Origin of the sequence: Vreelandella profundi (assembly GCF_019722725.1) — a bacterium.
GTDB lineage: Bacteria > Pseudomonadota > Gammaproteobacteria > Pseudomonadales > Halomonadaceae > Vreelandella > Vreelandella profundi.
In genome coordinates this window covers 2,399,621-2,418,360 of the sequence record NZ_CP077941.1, presented here as the reverse complement: position 1 = coordinate 2,418,360, position 18,740 = coordinate 2,399,621, and the positions used below count along the sequence as shown (strand labels likewise).

18 protein-coding genes are annotated in these 18,740 nt (G+C 52.7%); 10 read left to right on the top strand and 8 right to left on the bottom strand.

Annotation, left to right across the window (positions count from 1 at the left end; genetic code table 11):
* Positions 1–3: 3 nt before the first annotated feature.
* The gene (locus tag KUO20_RS11130) at positions 4–771 is read right to left on the bottom strand and encodes a class I SAM-dependent methyltransferase (RefSeq protein WP_235039929.1); all 768 of its coding nucleotides are present in this window, start codon (positions 769–771) and stop codon (positions 4–6) included.
* A gap of 154 nt (positions 772–925) precedes the next feature.
* Between KUO20_RS11130 and nfsA the strand changes: the two genes are divergently transcribed.
* Both nfsA and KUO20_RS11120 read left to right on the top strand, forming a co-directional pair.
* The gene (gene nfsA, locus KUO20_RS11125) at positions 926–1,657 is read left to right on the top strand and encodes an oxygen-insensitive NADPH nitroreductase (RefSeq protein WP_235039928.1); all 732 of its coding nucleotides are present in this window, start codon (positions 926–928) and stop codon (positions 1,655–1,657) included.
* 108 nt (positions 1,658–1,765) lie between these two features.
* Positions 1,766–2,731, top strand: a complete 966-nt coding sequence (locus KUO20_RS11120; protein WP_235039927.1) for a zinc-binding metallopeptidase family protein — start codon at positions 1,766–1,768, stop codon at positions 2,729–2,731.
* 17 nt (positions 2,732–2,748) lie between these two features.
* On the opposite strand, the gene KUO20_RS11115 is transcribed toward KUO20_RS11120, so the two are convergent.
* The 4 genes from KUO20_RS11115 to KUO20_RS11100 form a co-directional block, all read right to left on the bottom strand.
* Positions 2,749–3,567, bottom strand: coding sequence for a PEP-CTERM/exosortase system-associated acyltransferase (locus KUO20_RS11115; protein WP_235039926.1), 819 nt, complete (start codon positions 3,565–3,567; stop codon positions 2,749–2,751).
* Between the two features lie 82 nt (positions 3,568–3,649).
* Positions 3,650–6,478, bottom strand: a complete 2,829-nt coding sequence (locus KUO20_RS11110) for a bifunctional diguanylate cyclase/phosphodiesterase (protein WP_422823144.1) — start codon at positions 6,476–6,478, stop codon at positions 3,650–3,652.
* A 33-nt stretch (positions 6,479–6,511) separates the two neighbouring features.
* The gene (locus KUO20_RS11105) at positions 6,512–7,735 is read right to left on the bottom strand and encodes a hypothetical protein (RefSeq protein ID WP_235039924.1); all 1,224 of its coding nucleotides are present in this window, start codon (positions 7,733–7,735) and stop codon (positions 6,512–6,514) included.
* The gene (locus KUO20_RS11100; RefSeq protein WP_235039923.1) at positions 7,704–8,177 is read right to left on the bottom strand and encodes a substrate-binding domain-containing protein; all 474 of its coding nucleotides are present in this window, start codon (positions 8,175–8,177) and stop codon (positions 7,704–7,706) included. The genes KUO20_RS11105 and KUO20_RS11100 overlap by 32 nt, the downstream gene beginning before the upstream one ends.
* A 468-nt stretch (positions 8,178–8,645) precedes the next feature.
* On the opposite strand from KUO20_RS11100, the gene KUO20_RS11095 reads away from it, so the two are divergent.
* Positions 8,646–9,539 carry a dihydrodipicolinate synthase family protein gene (locus KUO20_RS11095; protein WP_235039922.1) on the top strand — a complete coding sequence of 298 codons (894 nt, stop codon included), beginning with the start codon at positions 8,646–8,648 and terminating at the stop codon, positions 9,537–9,539.
* Between the two features lie 61 nt (positions 9,540–9,600).
* Here the strand turns inward: KUO20_RS11095 and KUO20_RS11090 are convergent, their stop codons facing one another.
* Together KUO20_RS11090 and soxR are read right to left on the bottom strand one after the other, a co-directional pair.
* On the bottom strand, positions 9,601–10,536 hold the full coding sequence (locus KUO20_RS11090) for a glycerophosphodiester phosphodiesterase family protein (RefSeq protein WP_235039921.1): 936 nt from the start codon (positions 10,534–10,536) through the stop codon (positions 9,601–9,603).
* Between the two features lie 125 nt (positions 10,537–10,661).
* On the bottom strand, positions 10,662–11,105 hold the full coding sequence (soxR, locus tag KUO20_RS11085) for a redox-sensitive transcriptional activator SoxR (RefSeq protein ID WP_235039920.1): 444 nt from the start codon (positions 11,103–11,105) through the stop codon (positions 10,662–10,664).
* Positions 11,106–11,282: 177 nt separating this feature from the next.
* Here soxR and KUO20_RS11080 point away from each other — a divergent pair, with 177 nt between their 5' ends.
* The 3 genes from KUO20_RS11080 to KUO20_RS11070 all read left to right on the top strand — a co-directional run bounded on the left by KUO20_RS11080 (position 11,283) and on the right by KUO20_RS11070 (position 14,896).
* Complete coding sequence (locus KUO20_RS11080; RefSeq protein ID WP_235039919.1) at positions 11,283–12,353, top strand: zinc-binding dehydrogenase; 1,071 nt, start codon at positions 11,283–11,285, stop codon at positions 12,351–12,353.
* 126 nt (positions 12,354–12,479) lie between these two features.
* Positions 12,480–14,081, top strand: a complete 1,602-nt coding sequence (locus KUO20_RS11075; protein WP_235039918.1) for a PQQ-dependent sugar dehydrogenase — start codon at positions 12,480–12,482, stop codon at positions 14,079–14,081.
* Between the two features lie 185 nt (positions 14,082–14,266).
* Positions 14,267–14,896, top strand: a complete 630-nt coding sequence (locus KUO20_RS11070) for an SDR family oxidoreductase (RefSeq protein WP_235039917.1) — start codon at positions 14,267–14,269, stop codon at positions 14,894–14,896.
* Between the two features lie 7 nt (positions 14,897–14,903).
* On the opposite strand, the gene KUO20_RS11065 is transcribed toward KUO20_RS11070, so the two are convergent.
* Positions 14,904–15,806, bottom strand: a complete 903-nt coding sequence (locus KUO20_RS11065) for a LysR family transcriptional regulator (protein WP_235039916.1) — start codon at positions 15,804–15,806, stop codon at positions 14,904–14,906.
* Between the two features lie 146 nt (positions 15,807–15,952).
* Here KUO20_RS11065 and trpB point away from each other — a divergent pair, with 146 nt between their 5' ends.
* From trpB to KUO20_RS11045, 4 genes are read left to right on the top strand one after another with little or no spacing between them, the layout of a single operon-like run.
* Positions 15,953–17,170, top strand: coding sequence for a tryptophan synthase subunit beta (gene trpB, locus KUO20_RS11060; protein WP_235039915.1), 1,218 nt, complete (start codon positions 15,953–15,955; stop codon positions 17,168–17,170).
* Entirely contained in the window at positions 17,167–18,042 is an 876-nt protein-coding gene (gene trpA, locus KUO20_RS11055) for a tryptophan synthase subunit alpha (protein WP_235039914.1), read from the top strand. Before trpB ends, trpA begins: the two co-directional genes overlap by 4 nt.
* Positions 18,035–18,205: a hypothetical protein gene (locus tag KUO20_RS11050; RefSeq protein WP_235039913.1), complete on the top strand. Its 171-nt coding sequence runs from the start codon at positions 18,035–18,037 to the stop codon at positions 18,203–18,205. Before trpA ends, KUO20_RS11050 begins: the two co-directional genes overlap by 8 nt.
* A 38-nt stretch (positions 18,206–18,243) precedes the next feature.
* Positions 18,244–18,603, top strand: a complete 360-nt coding sequence (locus KUO20_RS11045; RefSeq protein ID WP_235039912.1) for a VOC family protein — start codon at positions 18,244–18,246, stop codon at positions 18,601–18,603.
* Positions 18,604–18,740: the final 137 nt, after the last annotated feature.

Here is an 18,740-nt window from a genome sequence, read left to right as displayed (position 1 = left end):
ACGTTACGCGCGGGCTGAAACGCGCAGACGAACATAATCTGCCGTCCAGTTTCCTTGCCCATCACGAAGGCTGTGCTCCAGCAGCATCAAGGTATTCTCTAATACGGCTTTACGTACGTTCTCATCCAAACCATGCATAAACGGGCTGGCAAACGTTTTTAACCATCCTGCCATGCCGGTCGGTAGTGGCGTTGGGCGTGGAATCAGCGCGATACTTTCAACCTTAAAACCGGCACTTTCTAACCGCTTTGCATACTCAGCAGGGGTGGGGAAATACCATGGGTGACGGCCTTCAATGCTAATGCCGCGCAGGTGCAGCGCAGCGATCAGCGCCGTACAGATCGCCGCTACATTACCGTGGCCGCCAAATTCGGCTACAAATCGGCCTCCGGGCTTTAATGCCCGCTTGACGCCCACTAAGACCGGCTGCGGATCAAGCATCCAGTGCAGAGCCGCATTGCTGAACACGGCGTCAAATTCATGGGCAAAATCTAGCTGGTGGGCGTCAACGATTTGCGCGGTCATGCCGCGCTGACGTGTTGCATTTACCATTTCTTCTGACGCATCGATTCCTAGTACATTGGCGCCAAGCTGAACGAGACGCTCTGTTAAAGCACCATCACCACAGCCAAGATCCAAAATTCTTTCACCAGCTTGAGGCGACAAAAGCTTAAGAACGTCGCTACCTAGCTTCGGTACAAAGTCAGCATTCTCGGCATAGCCACTGGCATTCCACTTTTGGCCAGGGGCGTTTTGAGGTGTATGAGTCATGTCTTCTTTTAAGCCTCGCGATTATTTCATCAAGCGTCAGTCAGTATGCAGCATACGCTAGTCCTGCCAGGCTGTGAGATACTGTTAGCCTAGATACAGTGGTTATACCGGTAAGCGTTAATCAGAAAAGTGCTATTCAGATAAGCGAGGTTCCATGAACGACGTTATTGAACTGTTAAAATCCCACCGTTCGATCCGTAAATTTAGCGATCAACCGATTCCGCGAGAGCTGCTTTTAGAGCTGATTCAAGCGGGGCAGGGCGCGGCGACCTCCAGCCATGTTCAAGCCTATACCGTTATTCATGTGAAAAATGCCGCGAACCGCGAACAGATTGCGGAGCTGGCCGGTGGGCAAAGTTATGTGGCTACCTGCGCAGATTTTCTAGTGTTTTGTGCTGATATGAAGCGGCCCACTGAGGCGTCTGAACACACCGGTGCCAACGTCATCCGAGGCATGACCGAGCAGCTGTTGGTGGCGACGGTAGATACGGCGCTGATGGCTCAAAACGTGGCAGTAGCGGCTGAGTCTGAAGGGCTGGGCATTTGCTATATTGGTGGCATCCGCAATAACCCCCAGGCGATTAGTGATCTGCTCCGGCTGCCTGAGCACGTTTATCCAGTGTTTGGGATGTGCCTTGGCTATCCTGATCACGCACCTGACGTTAAGCCTCGCCTATCAGTGGAGGCTATTTTGAAGGAAGACTACTACACTGAAGACAGCGAGCAGGTTCACGCTTTTGACGCGACTATGCAGGCTTACTATCAAGCGCGTAGCGGCGGCAATAAAGACACTGACTGGTCGCATAATCTTAAGCCACTGTTCGATAACAAGCTGCGTCCCCATATGCGTGATTTTTTGGTCAAGCGCGGCTTTGAGATGAAGTAAGCTGTGAGGGCCTGTGGGGCGTGGCATTTTGCTGGATAAGCTGTTCGGAAAAGAGAGCGATCAACTACTTAGAGGCGCTCTCTTTTCTTGTTTTAGGAGCTCTACCGTATGCGTGTATTTTCCAACCCCGTCGGTGCTGGCTCTCTTTGGTTTGACAACCTCGCGACGGCTGACGGTACCCCCGTTGCTTATGATCCCCAGGCAAGGGCCTTTGTACCCATGCCGCCATTCTGTCTCAATCGAAATATTATCGGCTGTAATTGGATTGCACCTAAAGAAGGCGCTTTTTGCCGCTCTTGTGCGATGACGGCACTGGCACCGGATCCCAAGCTTCCCGATGCGATAGCTAACTGGGCGAAAACGGAGGCAGCTAAGCGCTGGGTGCTGGATAACTTAGGTCGCTGGCACTGGTTTCGTCCTGAAGATGCAGGCGCACCGCCGATTTTTCATCTGCTGGCAGAAGGTAAGACACCGGTGCCCATGGGGCACATAGAAGGGGTAGTGACCATCAGCGTGGCAGAGGTAGATCCCGTGTTGGTCACAACGCGTCGTGAGGCATTAGAAGAGCCGTATCGAACGATGATTGGTCATATGCGCCATGAGATATCGCACATGCTCTGGTGGCGGCTTAGTCTGCGAGAGGATTTTCTTGACGCTTTCCGCGAAACGTTCGGTGACGAGCGTCAAGACTATACGGCTGCGCTTCAGCGCCACTACAAGGAAGGCCCTCCCTTGAACTGGAAGGAGAGCTTTCTGACCACCTACGCTTCTGCGCACCCTCATGAAGACTGGGCTGAAACGGCTGCTCATCTTCTGCATTTAACCGATATAGCCGATAGCTTTGCAGCATCCAACCTTTCTTCCCCGGACCTCCCTAGCCATCAGTGGGAGCCTTATGCAGAGCCGGACGCCGAGCGTTTGATTTACGTGGCAGCGGGGCTCACTGTGGGCGTCAATCATATAAATCGCTCTATGGGCTTACCCGATCTTTACCCCTTTGTGCTGTCAGAAACCGCCCGACACAAGCTTGCCTTCGTCCATGAATGGCTGCGTCGAGGCGCCCAGGGGCTGTAAGCATATTGTTAGCCGCATTAGCTAGCTTGAATGGAGCTGTTGGGCCTTACGGCTAGCAGTTCCTTAAGCTGTGGGTCTAAGGCTTTCCTAATGTACGAATAAAATGGTATTAGATCTTTGTGCATTTCTTCTTCGGCTTTAGCGTGATCAATGTAGAAAGCGTTGCGCTTGCCATGCATTTCGATAGTTTCTCCCACTTTTATAAACTTGAAGCCAGACATGGAGAGAAGCCGTGGAAGCCGTGGCTCCATCATGGCAAAGACATGGCGCTTGTTCATTAGACCTACAAGCGAGTAGGTTGAAAGAAATAATGCAATGACGATTAAAGGGAACGTTTTTCTTTCAGCATCAGTAAACTGGTAGCCAATATCATTGAGGTCAAGCGTCTCATATTTGATGGCTTTATGGCGAAACGCTCTGGCAATAGCAAAGCGTGATATTTCACAAATGCTGTTGTAGGGCAGCATGTCTGGATGCAACGTTTTATGCGATAAGTGTTGTTCGCCAAAGTCTTGCAGAGGCAGCCTTTTTATATTGTGGTCAGTACAGGGTGCAGGGAGCACTAAACGAAGGCAGCCTGCCGCTAAGCCCGAGCGGCGATGTTCTATCAAACAGTGAATGGAGTGAGCGTCGTGAATGTCGAGCTCAATGTTGTTGCTTAACATTTCAGGTGTTTGATAGCCAATTTCCTGACAATAAACTTCATGGCGAAGTTTATATATTCGAAGCTTTTCAATATCAGTAATGGCTATTTTGAAATTAAAATCATTTTTAAAAAAGGCAAAAAGATCAGAAGCCGTAGTGCTATTACTCTCCTTTTTTTGAGTTACTTCCATCAATGATTTTCCTTGGCTAAAAGATTATTAAAATAAATTGAGTCAGGTGTTATCGCTAGTTTAAATATCTACCTGCTGACGGTTAGTCAGAGAAAGCACTGCCAATGGCGACGGGCTTACCAAGATAGAACCCCTGACCATAGGTGATGCCATAGGATTTTAATAACGGTAGCAACGCTTCTTGATCGACGAATTCAGCGATAGTTTGCTTTCCGAAACCTTTGGCTATGTCAGCAATAGCTTGGACAATGACGCGGCTATCGGGGTTGGTCAGCAAGCTACTAATAAATGAGCCGTCAATCTTGATGTAATCAATGGGCAGCTGTCCCAAATAATGGAAGCTGCTGAAGCCGACACCAAAGTCATCCAGCGCGGTGCGGCATCCCAAATCACGCACGGCTTGCAAAACACCCCGCGCAGTGGAGAAGTCGGTCACCGCCGCGGTTTCAGTCACTTCTAATATAAGATGATGTGGGTCAGCACCGCTAGTGGCCAGTTCGTCGGAAAGATACTGATTTAGTTCCTCATCGTGCAGTGACTGGCCAGAAAGGTTAACCGCCAGGGTAATACCTTGTTTCTGAAGTTGACTAAGCGCCTTCAAGCTTTGACGTAATACCCAGCGGTCAATGAGGATAATTTGACCGCTTTGTTCGGCAACGGGAATGAAGTGCGCAGGTGAAATTAGACTACCGTCCGTATCACGCATGCGTAGTAACACCTCATGGTGTTTTACGTCGTTGTCTTCTAAGCGCACAATCGGCTGTACCATCAGCTCGAAGCTGCTTTCTTCAAGCGCGTTGCGTATGCGCTCAACCCAGTAGACCCGCTCCTTCAGCTCGTCTTTAGCATTCTCCGCTTTGGATAGTAAATGCCAATGCTGGAGGCCACTTTCCTTGGCTTTATACATGGCGACGTCAGCACTCGCCATCATGTCCGCAGGTGTATGACCATGGGTGGGGAAGAGGGCAATGCCGATGCTGGCAGTAACACGGTGGCGCCGCTCTCCTGCGATGAAGCCGATATCCTCAAGCAATTGCACGATGTATTGCGCGATCTTAACGCCTTGTTCTGCGCTGGTATCTTCTAACAGTAGCGCAAACTCATCGCCGCCTAAGCGGGCAACAACGCCATGCCGACCAAGGTTGTGAAAGAGTGTCTTGGCCACTTCGCATAGCAGCTGGTCACCCACATGATGCCCGCTAAGCTCGTTAATCTCTTTAAATTGATCTAGATCCAGCAGGAGTACGGCGCCGCTAGCATACGCAGTGCGTTCAATAGCAGCGTGCAGCGCGTTTTGGAAATAGCGCCGGTTATAAAGCTCGGTGAGAGGGTCTCGTTCGGCCAGCCAAGTTAAACGCGCCTCGGCAGCTTTACGCTCCGTTATATCAAGTCCCACCGATATTCTTGGCGACGGCCCGTCGCTGCCAGCCTGCAATGGGGCGTGGTACCACGCGATGGTATGCAGGTTTTGGTCTGACGTTAGCAGCATTTTTTCCTCTTGCTGGCAAACGTTTGGTGTATGGATCAATGTTGAACTGCCAGCCTCAAAGATGTCGCCAAAATCGCGCCCAAGTAGGGAGGATTCATTGAGCCCTAGCATCTCTTGAGAATATTCATTAACCAGGCTGATACGCCCGGTGCTGTCCTGAGCAACAATAAACACTTGGGCCGTATTTAACAGGCTGTTAACAAAGTCACGTTCCTTAGCTAGCTCTTCAATACGTTCGGCTAATTGTTCACCGCGTTCCTGGACTTGCGTCTCTAGCATTTCGAGCTGATGGGAAAGTGCCAGTGTGGTGCTTTCAAGCACGTCAATTTCGTCAGGAAAACGTCGGCGTCTGTCGGGAATGGCGGCACGTATATCATTAAACCTTCCACTCGCCAGTGTTGGCAGCAGCACCGCCACCCGGCGTAGCCGAGCCATGGGTCCAAGGAGTATGAATAGCAGCAGCAACTCCGCTAAGATCCAACCAATCACGCCGACAAACAGCAGCGTGCGCGTGTCTTGATTAATAGTATCAATTTGTTCGGTAATATCGGATATCAATAAGAAGTAGCTGCTATGAATAAGGTCTGCATCTTCTTCAATATCGACGGCACTTAATTCTAAACTCCTACTCTCATTTTGAAAGATAGCCGGCGCTTTTAAAAGGCTAGGCAGCGAAACAGTCTCAGCGGCCTGTTGTAAGAGTGCCAAACTATGTTCTTGATGCGTTAGCGCTGCGATACGACCATTCCAGCGTTCTAAGTAGCGATCATCGGCAGTATCGAACTGTTCATCCGCCCCTGTGACGACCAATGCCACTTCACTACCTGAAACCTCATTGGCCTCCCTGGTCACATCGGCTAATGACCGGGTTAATACGAGCATACCGACGCTTTCACCTTCGACCAATACGGGCACGGCAGCAAACTGCTGGCAACTGATTGAGCACCGCAGCGTGGTGAGCGGTATCTCGGTATTGATCACACGCCTAACCCAGTTCGATATGGGCAGTTTGCGTTCGCTAGCCCCCATTCCCCAGCTGCCTAACACTTGACCACTGGTGTCCATAACCAGAACTTCATCAATGCCCGCCTCAAGCTGTAGCGCAGGCCATTGCGAATTTAATGCTTGGCTAACCGTTGCTGAGTCGCCAGCTTGCAGCGGAGGCCCCAGGCTTGAAGACGCTGCAGTTAATCCCGCTAATTGACGAAGATTTTCCGACGAGTGCTGCAGGGCCAAGCGAATTTCACGCTGCTGGCGTTCAAGGTGTTGATCTCGGCTTTCCTGAAATTGGCGAGTTAAATTGTCGTGGCCTAGCATGGTAAACAGTGTCACTAATGCCAGAAGCAGTAAGCTGCTTAGCGTAATGACGCGCCAAGTAAGGCTGAGTCGATGAGATTTGTGAATAGGAACGGTGGTTTTTATCACATTCAGCTTCCTAACCTAGTGAGCATGACGTTAGAAGCGAAGCGATAGTTGGAATAGGAGCATATTCCAACGACGGCTAGTCTGTGATGAATCAGGGTTATCTCGGATAGGTAACCAACCAGTGCCATCCACATGATGGTACTCGCCTGCCAGCATGATTCTTGGATGCGGGGTCCACTGAAGACCAAACGTCAGGTCATCTGCAAACTGGGTGTGGGCTGGGATGGCGCCACCGGTGCTTTCTTCAAACGCCCGCCCGCTACGATCATCGCGATTATTGGTCAAGCTGTCATACCGAGCTAACCATTGCCAGGTATTTGCAAATCGACGCGTGTATTGGATATACCAGCTTTCTCCGGTGACATCATTAACCCAAGGATTTTCTACCCCGCCAAGTTTAGTTGACCTAAGCGCGAACTCGCCGGTCAAGCTCCAAAGCTCTTCGTTGTATTGCAAGGACAAAACAGCGGGGCGGAAGCGAAAGGCAATGTCAGGCTGCTGCGGCGTGCCTGAGTCAAAGCGCGCTTTTGCTTGTGCAGCACTCAGCGCTGCAATAATACGGCCTCCGTCATGCTCATAGCGAATCTGACCAATGGCAGATTGTTTAGCATCCAAACTTCCTGGCACATTTTCTAGTCGCAGGGCGCTTTGTAAATCGTCACCCGCTTGCGCCTGGCCAATTCCTACTTGAGTGCGTACCACGCCAGCAGATAATCGTGCCTCGTGATAAAGGCTTATGCCATCACCTGAAAGCGCTAACGACCGCGTACGATCAAAATAAATGGATTGCGGCAATAATATGCTTGGGCGAGTAAAGGCTACGTCGCGTGTCTGATTATAAAACCCTAGCGGGTTTTTAAAGCGTCCTACTTGAACACCCAGTGTACGTTGTTGATTGGATATCAGTTGATAATCAATGAGGCCGTAGTCGAGCACAGGGTTTGCATCGCTAATGTCGCCACCTGCTCGGCGGCTTAGTACCTGGGCAGCAATCAGGACATTTTGATGCGGGCGTAATGATGCATTTAGGCCTACTTCAGTAAATTCCAGGCTGCCTTCATTTTCGCTACTGGGGCCAAAAAAGTTATTGTTATCAGTAACGATCAGCGCCTGGCTAAGAAAGCCATGCATCTGAAAAGTATCCAGAATGTCCTCATTGCTCTGGCTTTGAGCGGAAAGCATCAAGGCCAGCGCGCCGACTAATGCCGCGGTTGAACGGCACTCATTCCATCGAAATGACTTGGACACTATCATCCAGATACTCCCTTTCAAGATAGCCAATGGCGCCGGGCGTTGTCGCAACGCGCTCGCGCATCTCCTCCTGATCGCTTACTAGGTTGGGCGCTTGCCCGGTACCTGAAAACACCATTCGGTCCCAGGCCAGCTGGAGTTGATGTGGGTAAACGGCCAAATGTTCTTTAGCAAAGCGGGCATGCACAGGGTCGTTGTTGTTCAACACAAAGACTTGGACCGCTTGCCCGCTTGGCCATGTGCGTTGACGCATGGCGAAAATAGCGCGGGTGGTATCAGTATTAAGCCCATTAGTAGCAACATCAGGGTGTGCAACCAGAACAATAGGTGCTTCCCGCGCCATGGCACTGGTGCTCATAAATGAAATGCACACCAATACAATAGTGGTGATCACCGCTAATAAAGCTATCCGCGCGATGAAACTAATCAGGAAGGATGATGGCATTGGTATACTTGCTGCTTAAGGAATGCCAGGATCATGCACCATACAGATTCTAGCTGCACTTGATACGCGTATGATTTTATGGCGATTTCTCCCCTTTCAGCCTTTTTTAAATATCGTTTTTTATGTCGAGTGCTTAGGATATAAAGAAATGATAAGCCTCAGAAAATCATCACTGCGTCTGTGCTAAGGAATATACGCAGACACTACATCAATTCAAGAAAAATAACAGGCAGTTATGTTAATGATTGACGATCAGGCTTGATGGAGACTGTTGGATTGACTCAATGGATATCCACCGCTCGGTCACGCACATAACCGATTGAAACTGGGTGGAATTACTAATGTAGGCTCTGGCCTGGCCAATTATTATACGTTGCCTACGGCCGTTTCTATATCAAATGCTTTTAGTTAGTCGCTAAGCCCCTGTGCGACACTGTGATAAAGACTCTCTAAATAGGACGATCCACCATGTTCACCGGCCTAAGTGCGTTCCCGCTAACCCCTATGAACGAGCAGGGCATCCAAGAGCGCGAGCTGAGGTATTTAGTGGAGCACTTAGCCAACGCTGGGGTGGACTCCATTGGCGTGCTGGGATCGACCGGCAGCTATGCCTATTTAAGCCAAGTAGAGCGCGCCCGTGTGGCTCAGCTTAGCGTGGAAAGCGCCGCCAGCGTGCCGGTTGTGGTGGGTATTGGCGCGCTACGCACCCGCGATGTGTTAGCCAATGCAGAAAGTGCCCAGAAAGCAGGTGCCAGCGGCGTTCTGTTAGCCCCTGTTTCGTACCAAAAGCTTACCGATAATGAGGTTTTTGACCTTTATGAAACGGTTTGTCGTTCGCTGAGTGTGCCGCTTTGCGTGTACGACAACCCCGGCACCACGCATTTTGAATTTAGCGATGAACTGCATGGCCGTATTGCTCAGCTATCGCAGGTACATTCCATCAAGATTCCGCCCGTGGCGAGTGAAGTAGAGGTCGCTCGTGCCCGCGTTGATCGACTGCGTAAGCTGATTCCTGCCGGTGTCACCATCGGTATTAGCGGCGATCCAGTAGCTGGGGTAGGGCTAAGCGCAGGCTGCGATGCCTGGTACTCCGTTTTCGGCGGACTGTTTCCCAAGCAGGCATTGGCCATTACACGCGCCGCGCAAAAAGGCGATATGCTGCTTTTCCAAACGCTTTCAGATGCCCTTGAACCGCTATGGGCACTTTATCGCGACTATGGGGGCAGCTTGCGAGTGGCGGGGACCATTGCCGAGCTAACCGGCAAGGTGAGCCAGCCTTGCTTGCCGCAGCCGCTTAAAACGCTGCAAGGCGACAGCCGAAAAAGAGTGGAGCAGGTGCTAAAGCAGCTGGGCTTCGATTAAGACGCTATACGAATAACGCCCGGCTCAGTCGGGCCGGGCATTACGGGCATTCACATCACGCTTATTTAGTGAGTTCAAGCAGGCGGTCAGGATAGTTAGTGAACAGGCCGTTCACGCCCATTTCCATTAAGCGCCCCATCTCATCGGTTTCATTGATGGTATAGACGTGCACCCGTAGATCGTTTTCATTGGCTTGACGAATAAAGTCATCGTCAATGACTTGCTCACCTTCGTAAATGAAGTTAGTGCCAATGCCCGCTGCGTAATCCGCGACTTTCTGGAAATCTTTATCCGTGATTTCTTCTGGCCCCGGCGTTACGCCGGTCCATTCTACAAGGCGTGAAGTGTCGTCGTCGCTGGGGTAGTACCACACCAGTTGAATGAGCGGCACGTTCTCGTTTAATGCGTGTACTTTCAGCAAACTATCCTGCTCGAAAGACTGTATCAACACATGACCACTTTCAATCATGTCGTACTTTTCAAGCATGGCTACTAAGGCTTCTTCCAATCCCGGATTCAGCTGCGGCGACTTGGTTTCCAGGTAGTAGCGTGCATCGTGACCAAAGCGTTCAAATACCTCATCGAGTTTCAGTATTTGAGTGCCTTCAAATGCTTCGTCGGCTTGATCGGGATAGGCGTCGTTAAACCATGCGCCGGTGTCTAATGCCTTAAGTTCTGCCAGCGTGTGCTCGTTAATGCTGCCTTCGCCGTTACTGGTACGGCTGATATCATCATCGTGAAAGGCCACCAGCTCGCCATCGGACGTAATTTGAACATCAAGTTCTAAGTAATCAGCCCCCCATTCGCGGGCGAGTTCCAGCGCCGCCATGCTGCTCTCCGGCGCATGCCCGCTGGCGCCACGGTGAGCAATTACTTGAAAAGACTCAAGATCCTTTAGCTGCTGCTCCAGTGGCGTGATATCGGCCAGGGCGCTACCCGAAGCAAGAGCACCTGCTAAAAGACCCAGGGGCAGAGAGACGATTGCGTGACGTTGCATGACAACTCCTTTTGTTGAATGTTTGATCAATGACCCTACCGCTTTTATCGCGGCATTCCAAACCCGGCGAATTAATGAGCCCTCCGTCAAGCCGGTAATTTACTTGGGTCATGCTCAAACACGCTCTAACGGTTAGGCGAGACCAGTAAACGAGCGCCGGGGCCTTCCTCAGCCAGATGATCATCGGGATTACGCAGCGGGCAGTCGGCCAGGGAGAGACAGCCGCAGCCGATGCATCGATCCATCTGGTTGCGTAATTGCATCAGGCTTTCTATGCGCCGGTCGATTTCCGCTCGCCAGGTGGCCGTAATCGCCTGCCAATCTGACGCATTCAGCTGTCGGTCGGTGGGAATTGAGTCCAGATGCTCCTTGGTCATTGCAAGCGGGATACCGGCACGCTGTGCGATCCGAATCACCGCAATGCGCCGCAAAACGCTACGCGGATAGCGGCGCTGATTGCCGCTCGTTCGCCATGACTGGATCAAGCCCTTGGACTCGTAAAAGTGAAGGGTCGACACCCGCACGCCGCTGCGCTTGGCAACATCCCCCACCGATAGATCGATAGCCATGATATTTACACACCTCGACAATGGTTCATTGATTTTCTTTTCAGTGATCGAAATACAGTTACTTGAACAAAAAAAAAGGCTATTGACCTAAACTATAGTTGAGGTAATAGCCTATGGCAGTGGCTCTAATCGCCATATTGGACATTTTATCTATCAGATTTTAAAGAGTGATTACTGATGAAAGCTTGGTACAAGGAAGCGTTGGACACTCCTCTGCGCTGCGTCGAACGCCCTGATCCCGACATCCAGCCCGGTACCGTCATCGTGGATGTCATGGCAGTTCACGTGCCGGCTTACCTGATGGCGATGGTCGACAGCACGGACATTCCGCTGCCCGTTCCTCTGGTACTCGGCGCAGGGGGCGTTGGCGTGGTTCGTAAAAAAGCGGACGATGTCTTTAACGTGTCTGTTGGTGACGTTGTGGCGCTTGATTCCCTGGTCGAGTCCGGCGATATCGATCATCCCGAAGACGTACTGATGGGCCTTGGCGAAGTCGGTGGACGGGGTGAGGAAACCGAGGTTGTGGATGCCATGCGCACGCAGTGGCGCAACGGCACGATGGCACAGCAAGTTTTGTTTCCCAAGGAGGCAGTCACCCGGCTTCCAGGGGCCGAGCAGTATAACGATCCCGGTCGGCTCGCGTTTCTCACGTGGCTGGGAATAGCCGGGGAGGGCGTTGTGCAATCCGGTCAGCAGCCGGGCGATGTTGTCGCCATCCTAGGTGCCACTGGGCAAATGGGTGGTGCAGCTGTTCTTGTGGCACTTGCCAGAGGCGCTTCGCGCGTCATCGCGCTGGGTCGTAACGAAGCCGCTTTAGAGAAACTAGCGACGCTGGATGCTCGTGTCGTGCCCGTTCGACTGACAGGCAATATCACCGTAGACGCAGCGGCGATGTCCTGTGCGGGGGCTCCTCATGTCATTATCGATACGATGGGCGATGCCGACAGCGCCAATGCAATATTGGCAGGCTTTGAAGCCTTGCGAGATAGCGGAACCATTGTTTTGATGGGCGGAGTGCGCCGTGATGTTCCGATTCCCTATGGTGAGATTCTGCGCCGCAGGCTGACGATCCGAGGATCGCGCATGTATCGCTCTTCGACGGTTCTAGCAATCTGGAGAATGGTTGAGGCCGGCTTGATCGATCTTGATAAAGTAGGAATGGTTGAGGTAGGCATCGAAGATCCGAAGTCTGCCATCGAAAAAGCCACGAAGACGACCGGGCTGAACTTTGTCGCGCTGAAACCCTGATGCAATTAAGTGGCGGAACGTGCGCCGTTCCGCTGCTGTGTTGACCTTCTCCTATTGACGCTGAACAGCTGCTAATCTTGAGGATCGCTTTTAGACATTAAACGCTACTTACAATGAGATTTTACAATGCCCGCACGAGCAGGATGGTTATCGACCAGTATTAATTTCCTTATTGCGCTGCTGGTGGGGGTGTTGCTCGGAAGTATCGCTCAAACCCAGCTAAATTTGGCAGCGCTTCAAAACATGGGCGTGGAAATCCCAACGTTGCTTCGCTTAGAAATCACGCTTAGCGATCTAATCACCTTTGCTCCCATTTATGCGCTGCTTTTTTCTATCGGATTTTTGTTAGCCCAGGCCGCCGCCGTGTGGCTATCACGCTGGTTGGGGGGGCGGTTTCTGATGCTGCTCAGTGCGGGTGCCGCAGCGGTAGCGCTGCTGATAACGTTAAACCTCGTGGATACCTTTGCTCCCATGCCGACCTTTATTGCGGCAACGCGCAGCACTTTTGGACTAGGAATTATGCTAATAACGGCCGCGTTGGCAGGCGGATTATTCGCCGTGATGAAAGGGCGTTCGAGTCGCTTTAATGCCTCATATAACGTCGCCAGTTTAGTCGTTATGCTCGGAGTCGCAGGCTTAACATCCGAGCAGGCCGTGGCGCAGCAAGAACAGGGCAAGCCTTACCAGATTGATACAATAGCCGATGCTCTAGAGCACCCCTGGTCACTCGCTTTCCTGCCTGATGGGCGCATGCTGGTAACAGAGCGCCCCGGCCGCCTGCGATTATTAAGTGCCGAAGGTAGCACTCTTGTAGAATCGCTTAACGGCGTGCCGGACGTTTATGCCTCTGGGCAGTCTGGGCTATTTGACGTGCTGGTATCGCCCCAGTTTGAAAAGGATCAGCGGGTATATCTCAGCTATGCCTGTGGCAGCCAAGAAGCCAATCACGCCTGTCTTGCCACCGGCACATTGACAGAAACCGGACTAAACGACGTTAGCGAGGTATTTCGTGTCCAGCCCGCCAAACAGGGCAACGCCCATTTTGGTGGTCGTATGGCCTGGCTGCCAGACGGCACCTTGATTCTAACGCTGGGCGATGGCTTTGATTATCGTGAGCAAGCCCAAAATCTGCATAACCCTATCGGGAGCATTGTGCGCCTGAACCCCGATGGCAGCGTCCCGCAAGATAATCCTTTTGTGAATCGCGACGATGCCCATCCAGAAATTTACAGCTACGGGCATCGTAACGTGCAAGGGTTGGTCGTTGATGAGCAATATCAGCGGCTGATAGCCCATGAACACGGCCCGCGAGGCGGTGATGAAATTAATATCATCGAAGCGGGTGACAATTACGGCTGGCCGATTGCAACGGGCGGGTTGGACTACACCGGCGCAAGGATCACACCGTTCGCGGCCTACCCAGGCACCGTGCCACCGGTGCTGGAGTGGACGCCTTCAATTGCCCCATCCGGTATGGCGCTATACACCGGCGAGCTGTTTCCCGAATGGCAAGGTGATCTGTTAGTAGGTGCTCTTGTTAATCAAGAAGTGCGTCGAGTGCGCCTATCAGATGATGGCTCAAGCGCGGAGGATATAGAAGGCCTGTTTGGCGAACTGGAGGAGCGCATTAGAGATGTGCGCGTCGGCCCAGAAGGCGCGATCTATCTACTGACCGACAGTCCGGAGGGTAGGATTCTGCGAGTGATGCCGTCTTTATCAGGCAGTTAACGTTTATCACGATGAGGATAATCTCATGATTCATGCAGGGCATCCTCGATTTCACCGTACAGGTTGGCTGCGCGCTGTCATTTTAGATGCCGACGAGTGATATGCAAGGTGATCTGTTTTACAGGGTTGAATTGTGCCCAGATGCCTGCATTTACTAAAAAGTAACTGATTCACGAGGACTTAATATGACGACGTTAGTGATTGGTGCGAACGGACAGATTGGCAAACAGTTTTGCGAGCTGTCACAGCAGGCAGGAACGCCTATCAAGGCAATGATCCGCAGCGAAGAGCAGGCAGCCTGGTTTAGCGAGCGCGGCATTGACACCGTGATTGCCGACCTTGAAGGTGATTTCGAGCACGCTTTTGAAGGGTGTGACCAAGTTGCGTTCACCGCTGGTTCAGGGCCGCACACGGGACCAGACAAAACCCTGATGATAGACCTGTTCGGCGCGATTCGTACGGCCGATATTGCCAAGCAAAAGGGTCTTTCCCGTTACATTATGATTAGCGCTATACGCGCCGAGCAACCGCTTGAAGCGCCTGCTAAAATGCGTCCCTACATGGTCGCGAAATTCGCCGCAGATGCCCACTTGCGCAATAGCGGTCTTCCCTACGTCATTCTTAAGCCTGGACGTTTGACTGACGAAGCCGCCAGTCAGCAGTTTGCTAGCTCATTGGAGGAAGCAGGCGATAACCAAATCTCGCGTGCCAATGTGGTCCAAGCATTGCTGCACGTGGTGCAAACGGCTAGCCTGATTAATCAAGAGTACGTGCTGCTGGATGGTAAGCGCTCTATTGAAGAAATTATTGGCTAATGAGATATCAGCAGTGCTCGTAATCCAACTCTCGCTTAAGCCACTTTGCCAGCGGCTCGCTTTGGCGAGGGTGGGCTTGGCGGGGTAACCACAGGCAGAGGCGCGCAGGGGTTTCGATACCTCCCCAGGGGGCCACCAGCCTGTTACTCCTCAGATCGTCTTCCACCAATAGCCGCGGCGCAATAGCGATACCCAGTCCAGCCACTGCTGCTTCCATCAAGTAATAGAGATGATCGAAGCCTTGGCCTTCGTTTAGCGCCTGCTCCAGCTGTGACATTTCAAGACCTTGTGCCGTGGCCCATTGTGGCCAGGCCTGAGGACGGGAGGCGGTGTACAGTAGTTTGTTTGCAAAGAGTGTTTCTGGCTTGGTGGAGTCAATGTGTGACATTAGTTGAGGGCTTGCTACCGCGCAAATCTGTTCCGGCATTAGCTCGAATACCTCAACGTCTGCAGGCCAAGGGGGCTCTGCAAAAGCCAAAGTAGCGCTGGCGTCACTCTTTATACCTGGCTGCTCGCTTTCACTTACCACAACTTTGAGCTTTAGTTGGGGCAGCTCGCGGTGCAGGCGATCCAGGCGGGGGATCAGCCAGCGCGCCAGCAGGCTGCCCGGGCAGGCGAGAGTGAAGGGCGCTTCTTCCACATCATGCTTGAGCGCTGCGCAACTATCTTTCAGTCGTGTGAATGCCTCACCAACACCGGTTTGTAACCGTTCCCCGTGTTGGGTCAATGCAATGCCCCGGCCCGCTTTGGTAAAAAGCGCTACGCCAAAATGATCATCTAGGCTCTTTAGCTGGCGGCTAACTGCGCCGTGAGTAACGCTCAGCTCCCCAGCAGCGGCAGTCACACTACCCAGCCGGGCAGTGGCTTCAAAGGCGCGCAGGGCGCTAAGCGGTGGCATGCTATGTTGCATGGTATGTCCTGCTGACTGTTGACTTAAGCTCACATATTGCTGACATCTTATCGATTTTTATCCCCACCCGCTTGCGTTACTTTCACTGCATTGTTTTCACTAAACGGTTTTCACTGAACTGTTTGATAACGCATTCAGAGGTCGTGATGAATCAACCTGTAGACGTATCCAAGAGCCTGCCCGATGCCAACGGCCTGTTTGGCAGCTTCGGTGGCCGTTTCGTCGCCGAAACGCTAATGCCGCTAATTCTAGAGCTACAAGACGAATACGCCACCGCTAAAAATGACCCTAAATTCAAGCGTCAGCTGGCCTATTTTCAGAGTGACTATGTGGGGCGGCCAAGCCCGCTCTATTTCGCCGAACGGCTGACCGATCATTTCGGCGGCGCCAGCATTTATCTGAAGCGTGAAGAGCTCAACCATACCGGTGCGCACAAGATCAACAACTGCATTGGCCAGGTGCTGCTTGCCAAGCAGATGGGCAAAAAACGCATTATCGCTGAAACCGGCGCGGGCATGCATGGCGTGGCCACGGCCACCGTCGCGGCGCGCTTTGGCCTGTCATGCGTGATTTACATGGGCACCACCGACATCGAGCGCCAGCAGCCCAACGTGTTCCGCATGAAACTATTGGGGGCCGAAGTCATCCCGGTAACTTCCGGCACCGGCACGTTAAAAGACGCCATGAACGAAGCGCTGCGTGACTGGGTCACCAATGTGGATGACACCTTCTACATTATTGGCACCGTCGCCGGGCCGCATCCTTACCCCGCCATGGTGCGCGACTTCCAAGCGGTTATTGGCCACGAAACTCGCGCGCAAATGCTTGAAAAGCGGGGCCGTCTACCTGATTCGCTGGTGGCCTGTATTGGCGGTGGCTCAAACGCGATGGGACTGTTTCATCCGTTCCTCGACGAGCCTAGCGTGAAAATGATCGGTGTAGAGGCGGGAGGTAAAGGGGTTAAGAGCGGCCTGCACGCGGCTAGCCTCAACGGCGGTACCCCCGGCGTGTTGCACGGCAATCGTACCTATCTGCTACAAAACGAAGATGGCCAGATTAGCGACGCCCACTCGATTTCCGCCGGTTTAGATTACCCCGGTATTGGGCCAGAGCACGCATGGCTGCACGAGCAGGGGCGGGTCGAGTACGTTTCTGCCACCGACGACGAAGCGCTGGAAGCCTTTCAAGTGTGCTGCCGCCAGGAGGGCATTATTCCCGCGTTGGAAACCGCCCACGCCTTAGCAGAAGTAGCCAAGCGCGCGCCCACGCTGCCCCGTGACCACTTAATGGTGGTGAATTTAAGCGGCCGTGGCGATAAAGACATGATGAGCGTGGCCCACTATTTAGGAGATAAGTTCAAATGAGTACAGCACATGACAACGCGATGAGCGACGCCACGCACAAGGTTTCACGTCTTAAAGGCTGCTTTGCTGAGCTCAAGCAAGCCAATCGCCCCGCGCTGGTGAGTTATCTTACGGCCGGTGACCCGGACGCCGACACATCGCGCCGCCTGCTACACGGCTTGCCAGCTGCCGGGGTGGATATTATCGAACTGGGGATGCCGTTCAGCGACCCCATGGCCGATGGTCCCGCGATTCAAAAAGCGGCGCTGCGCGCCTTAGAAAACGGCCAAACGCAAACCAAAACGCTGGAAATGGTGCGCCGTTTCCGGGAAGAAAACAGCACCACGCCGATTGTGCTGATGGGCTACTACAACCCTATTTATTGCTATGGCGTTGAGCGCTTTCTTACGGACGCAGCGCGCGCCGGGGTGGATGGCTTGATTGTGGTCGACCTGCCCCCCGAGCATGACGACGAACTCTGCCAGCCAGCGGCGAAGCACGGCATTGATTTTATCCGCCTCGCTACGCCGACCACCGATGCCAAGCGGCTGCCCACGGTGCTGGCTAACGCGTCAGGATTTATTTACTACGTCTCAGTGGCGGGCGTGACCGGCGGCAGCGCACCGACGCCGGAGCGTTTGGAGTGCGCCGTTGCCGATCTGCGCGAGCACACGAATCTTCCTATTGCCGTTGGCTTCGGCATTCGCACGCCAGCGCAAGCGGCCGCCATTGGCCGCTACAGCGATGCGGTTGTCGTTGGCTCCGCGCTGGTCGACTGTATCGAGCATGCCAACACGCCTGATGAAGCTATTGAGCGGGTACATGGCTTAGTCAGTGAGCTGGCGGAAAGCGTCAGGTCATGCCGAGAGGTGAGTGAACCGCTAATTGGCTGATAAAGAGGCAGGCTTCGTCCCTCATCGATTAACGCTGTTTTTGCTGCTGGAATGGGTCGATGTTGCTCGTAGCCGGCTAGACGACATTCGTGCGGGTAACGTAGCTACGGTTTCAAGTGAGCAAGTTCCCGTGGTGGTTCAGCCAATAGACAACGCACCGTAGTCTGACGAATGAAAAAACAACAAACAAAGGAGCAGGCGATGAATCAGCATGAAAAGCTCAACTACGTCGAGTTCGCCGCGAAAGACTTGGCCGCGACAAAAGCATTTTTCTCTGCGGCATTTGGTTGGGAATTTGTCGATTACGGCCCTGAATACACCGCGTTTTCCAATCAGGGGCTGGATGGCGGTTTCTACCAAGCGCAGGCCTGTAACCAAAGCTCAAACGGCGGTGCGCTGCTGGTTTTCTATAGTGCGGATATTGACGCAACGCTCAGCAATGTTGAGAAGAGCGGCGGTGAAATCACACGGCCTGTTTTCGATTTTCCCGGTGGCCGCCGTTTTCACTTTCAGGAGCCCAGTGGCAACGAGTTTGCGGTTTGGTCAGAGGCGCGCACCTAATGCAGGCTGCTTAAAAAGTAGCTTAAATTCAGAAGCGCCCCAGCCGGGGCGCTTTTTTTATAGCTGGGCTGGAGCGCAGCGGTAACGCGTATCGCCTCATCAGCTCCGCATATTCAAAATAAGAATATAAAATACGA

What these genes read in the sequence shown, in the direction of transcription:
- KUO20_RS11130 (WP_235039929.1), bottom strand. Translation starts at nt 771, where the DNA reads ATGACTCATACACCTCAAAACGCCCCTGGCCAAAAGTGGAATGCCAGT.
- nfsA (WP_235039928.1), top strand. Translation starts at nt 926, where the DNA reads ATGAACGACGTTATTGAACTGTTAAAATCCCACCGTTCGATCCGTAAA.
- KUO20_RS11120 (WP_235039927.1), top strand. Translation starts at nt 1,766, where the DNA reads ATGCGTGTATTTTCCAACCCCGTCGGTGCTGGCTCTCTTTGGTTTGAC.
- KUO20_RS11115 (WP_235039926.1), bottom strand. Translation starts at nt 3,567, where the DNA reads ATGGAAGTAACTCAAAAAAAGGAGAGTAATAGCACTACGGCTTCTGAT.
- KUO20_RS11105 (WP_235039924.1), bottom strand. Translation starts at nt 7,735, where the DNA reads ATGATAGTGTCCAAGTCATTTCGATGGAATGAGTGCCGTTCAACCGCG.
- KUO20_RS11100 (WP_235039923.1), bottom strand. Translation starts at nt 8,177, where the DNA reads ATGCCATCATCCTTCCTGATTAGTTTCATCGCGCGGATAGCTTTATTA.
- KUO20_RS11095 (WP_235039922.1), top strand. Translation starts at nt 8,646, where the DNA reads ATGTTCACCGGCCTAAGTGCGTTCCCGCTAACCCCTATGAACGAGCAG.
- KUO20_RS11090 (WP_235039921.1), bottom strand. Translation starts at nt 10,536, where the DNA reads ATGCAACGTCACGCAATCGTCTCTCTGCCCCTGGGTCTTTTAGCAGGT.
- soxR (WP_235039920.1), bottom strand. Translation starts at nt 11,105, where the DNA reads ATGGCTATCGATCTATCGGTGGGGGATGTTGCCAAGCGCAGCGGCGTG.
- KUO20_RS11080 (WP_235039919.1), top strand. Translation starts at nt 11,283, where the DNA reads ATGAAAGCTTGGTACAAGGAAGCGTTGGACACTCCTCTGCGCTGCGTC.
- KUO20_RS11075 (WP_235039918.1), top strand. Translation starts at nt 12,480, where the DNA reads ATGCCCGCACGAGCAGGATGGTTATCGACCAGTATTAATTTCCTTATT.
- KUO20_RS11070 (WP_235039917.1), top strand. Translation starts at nt 14,267, where the DNA reads ATGACGACGTTAGTGATTGGTGCGAACGGACAGATTGGCAAACAGTTT.
- KUO20_RS11065 (WP_235039916.1), bottom strand. Translation starts at nt 15,806, where the DNA reads ATGCAACATAGCATGCCACCGCTTAGCGCCCTGCGCGCCTTTGAAGCC.
- trpB (WP_235039915.1), top strand. Translation starts at nt 15,953, where the DNA reads ATGAATCAACCTGTAGACGTATCCAAGAGCCTGCCCGATGCCAACGGC.
- trpA (WP_235039914.1), top strand. Translation starts at nt 17,167, where the DNA reads ATGAGTACAGCACATGACAACGCGATGAGCGACGCCACGCACAAGGTT.
- KUO20_RS11045 (WP_235039912.1), top strand. Translation starts at nt 18,244, where the DNA reads ATGAATCAGCATGAAAAGCTCAACTACGTCGAGTTCGCCGCGAAAGAC.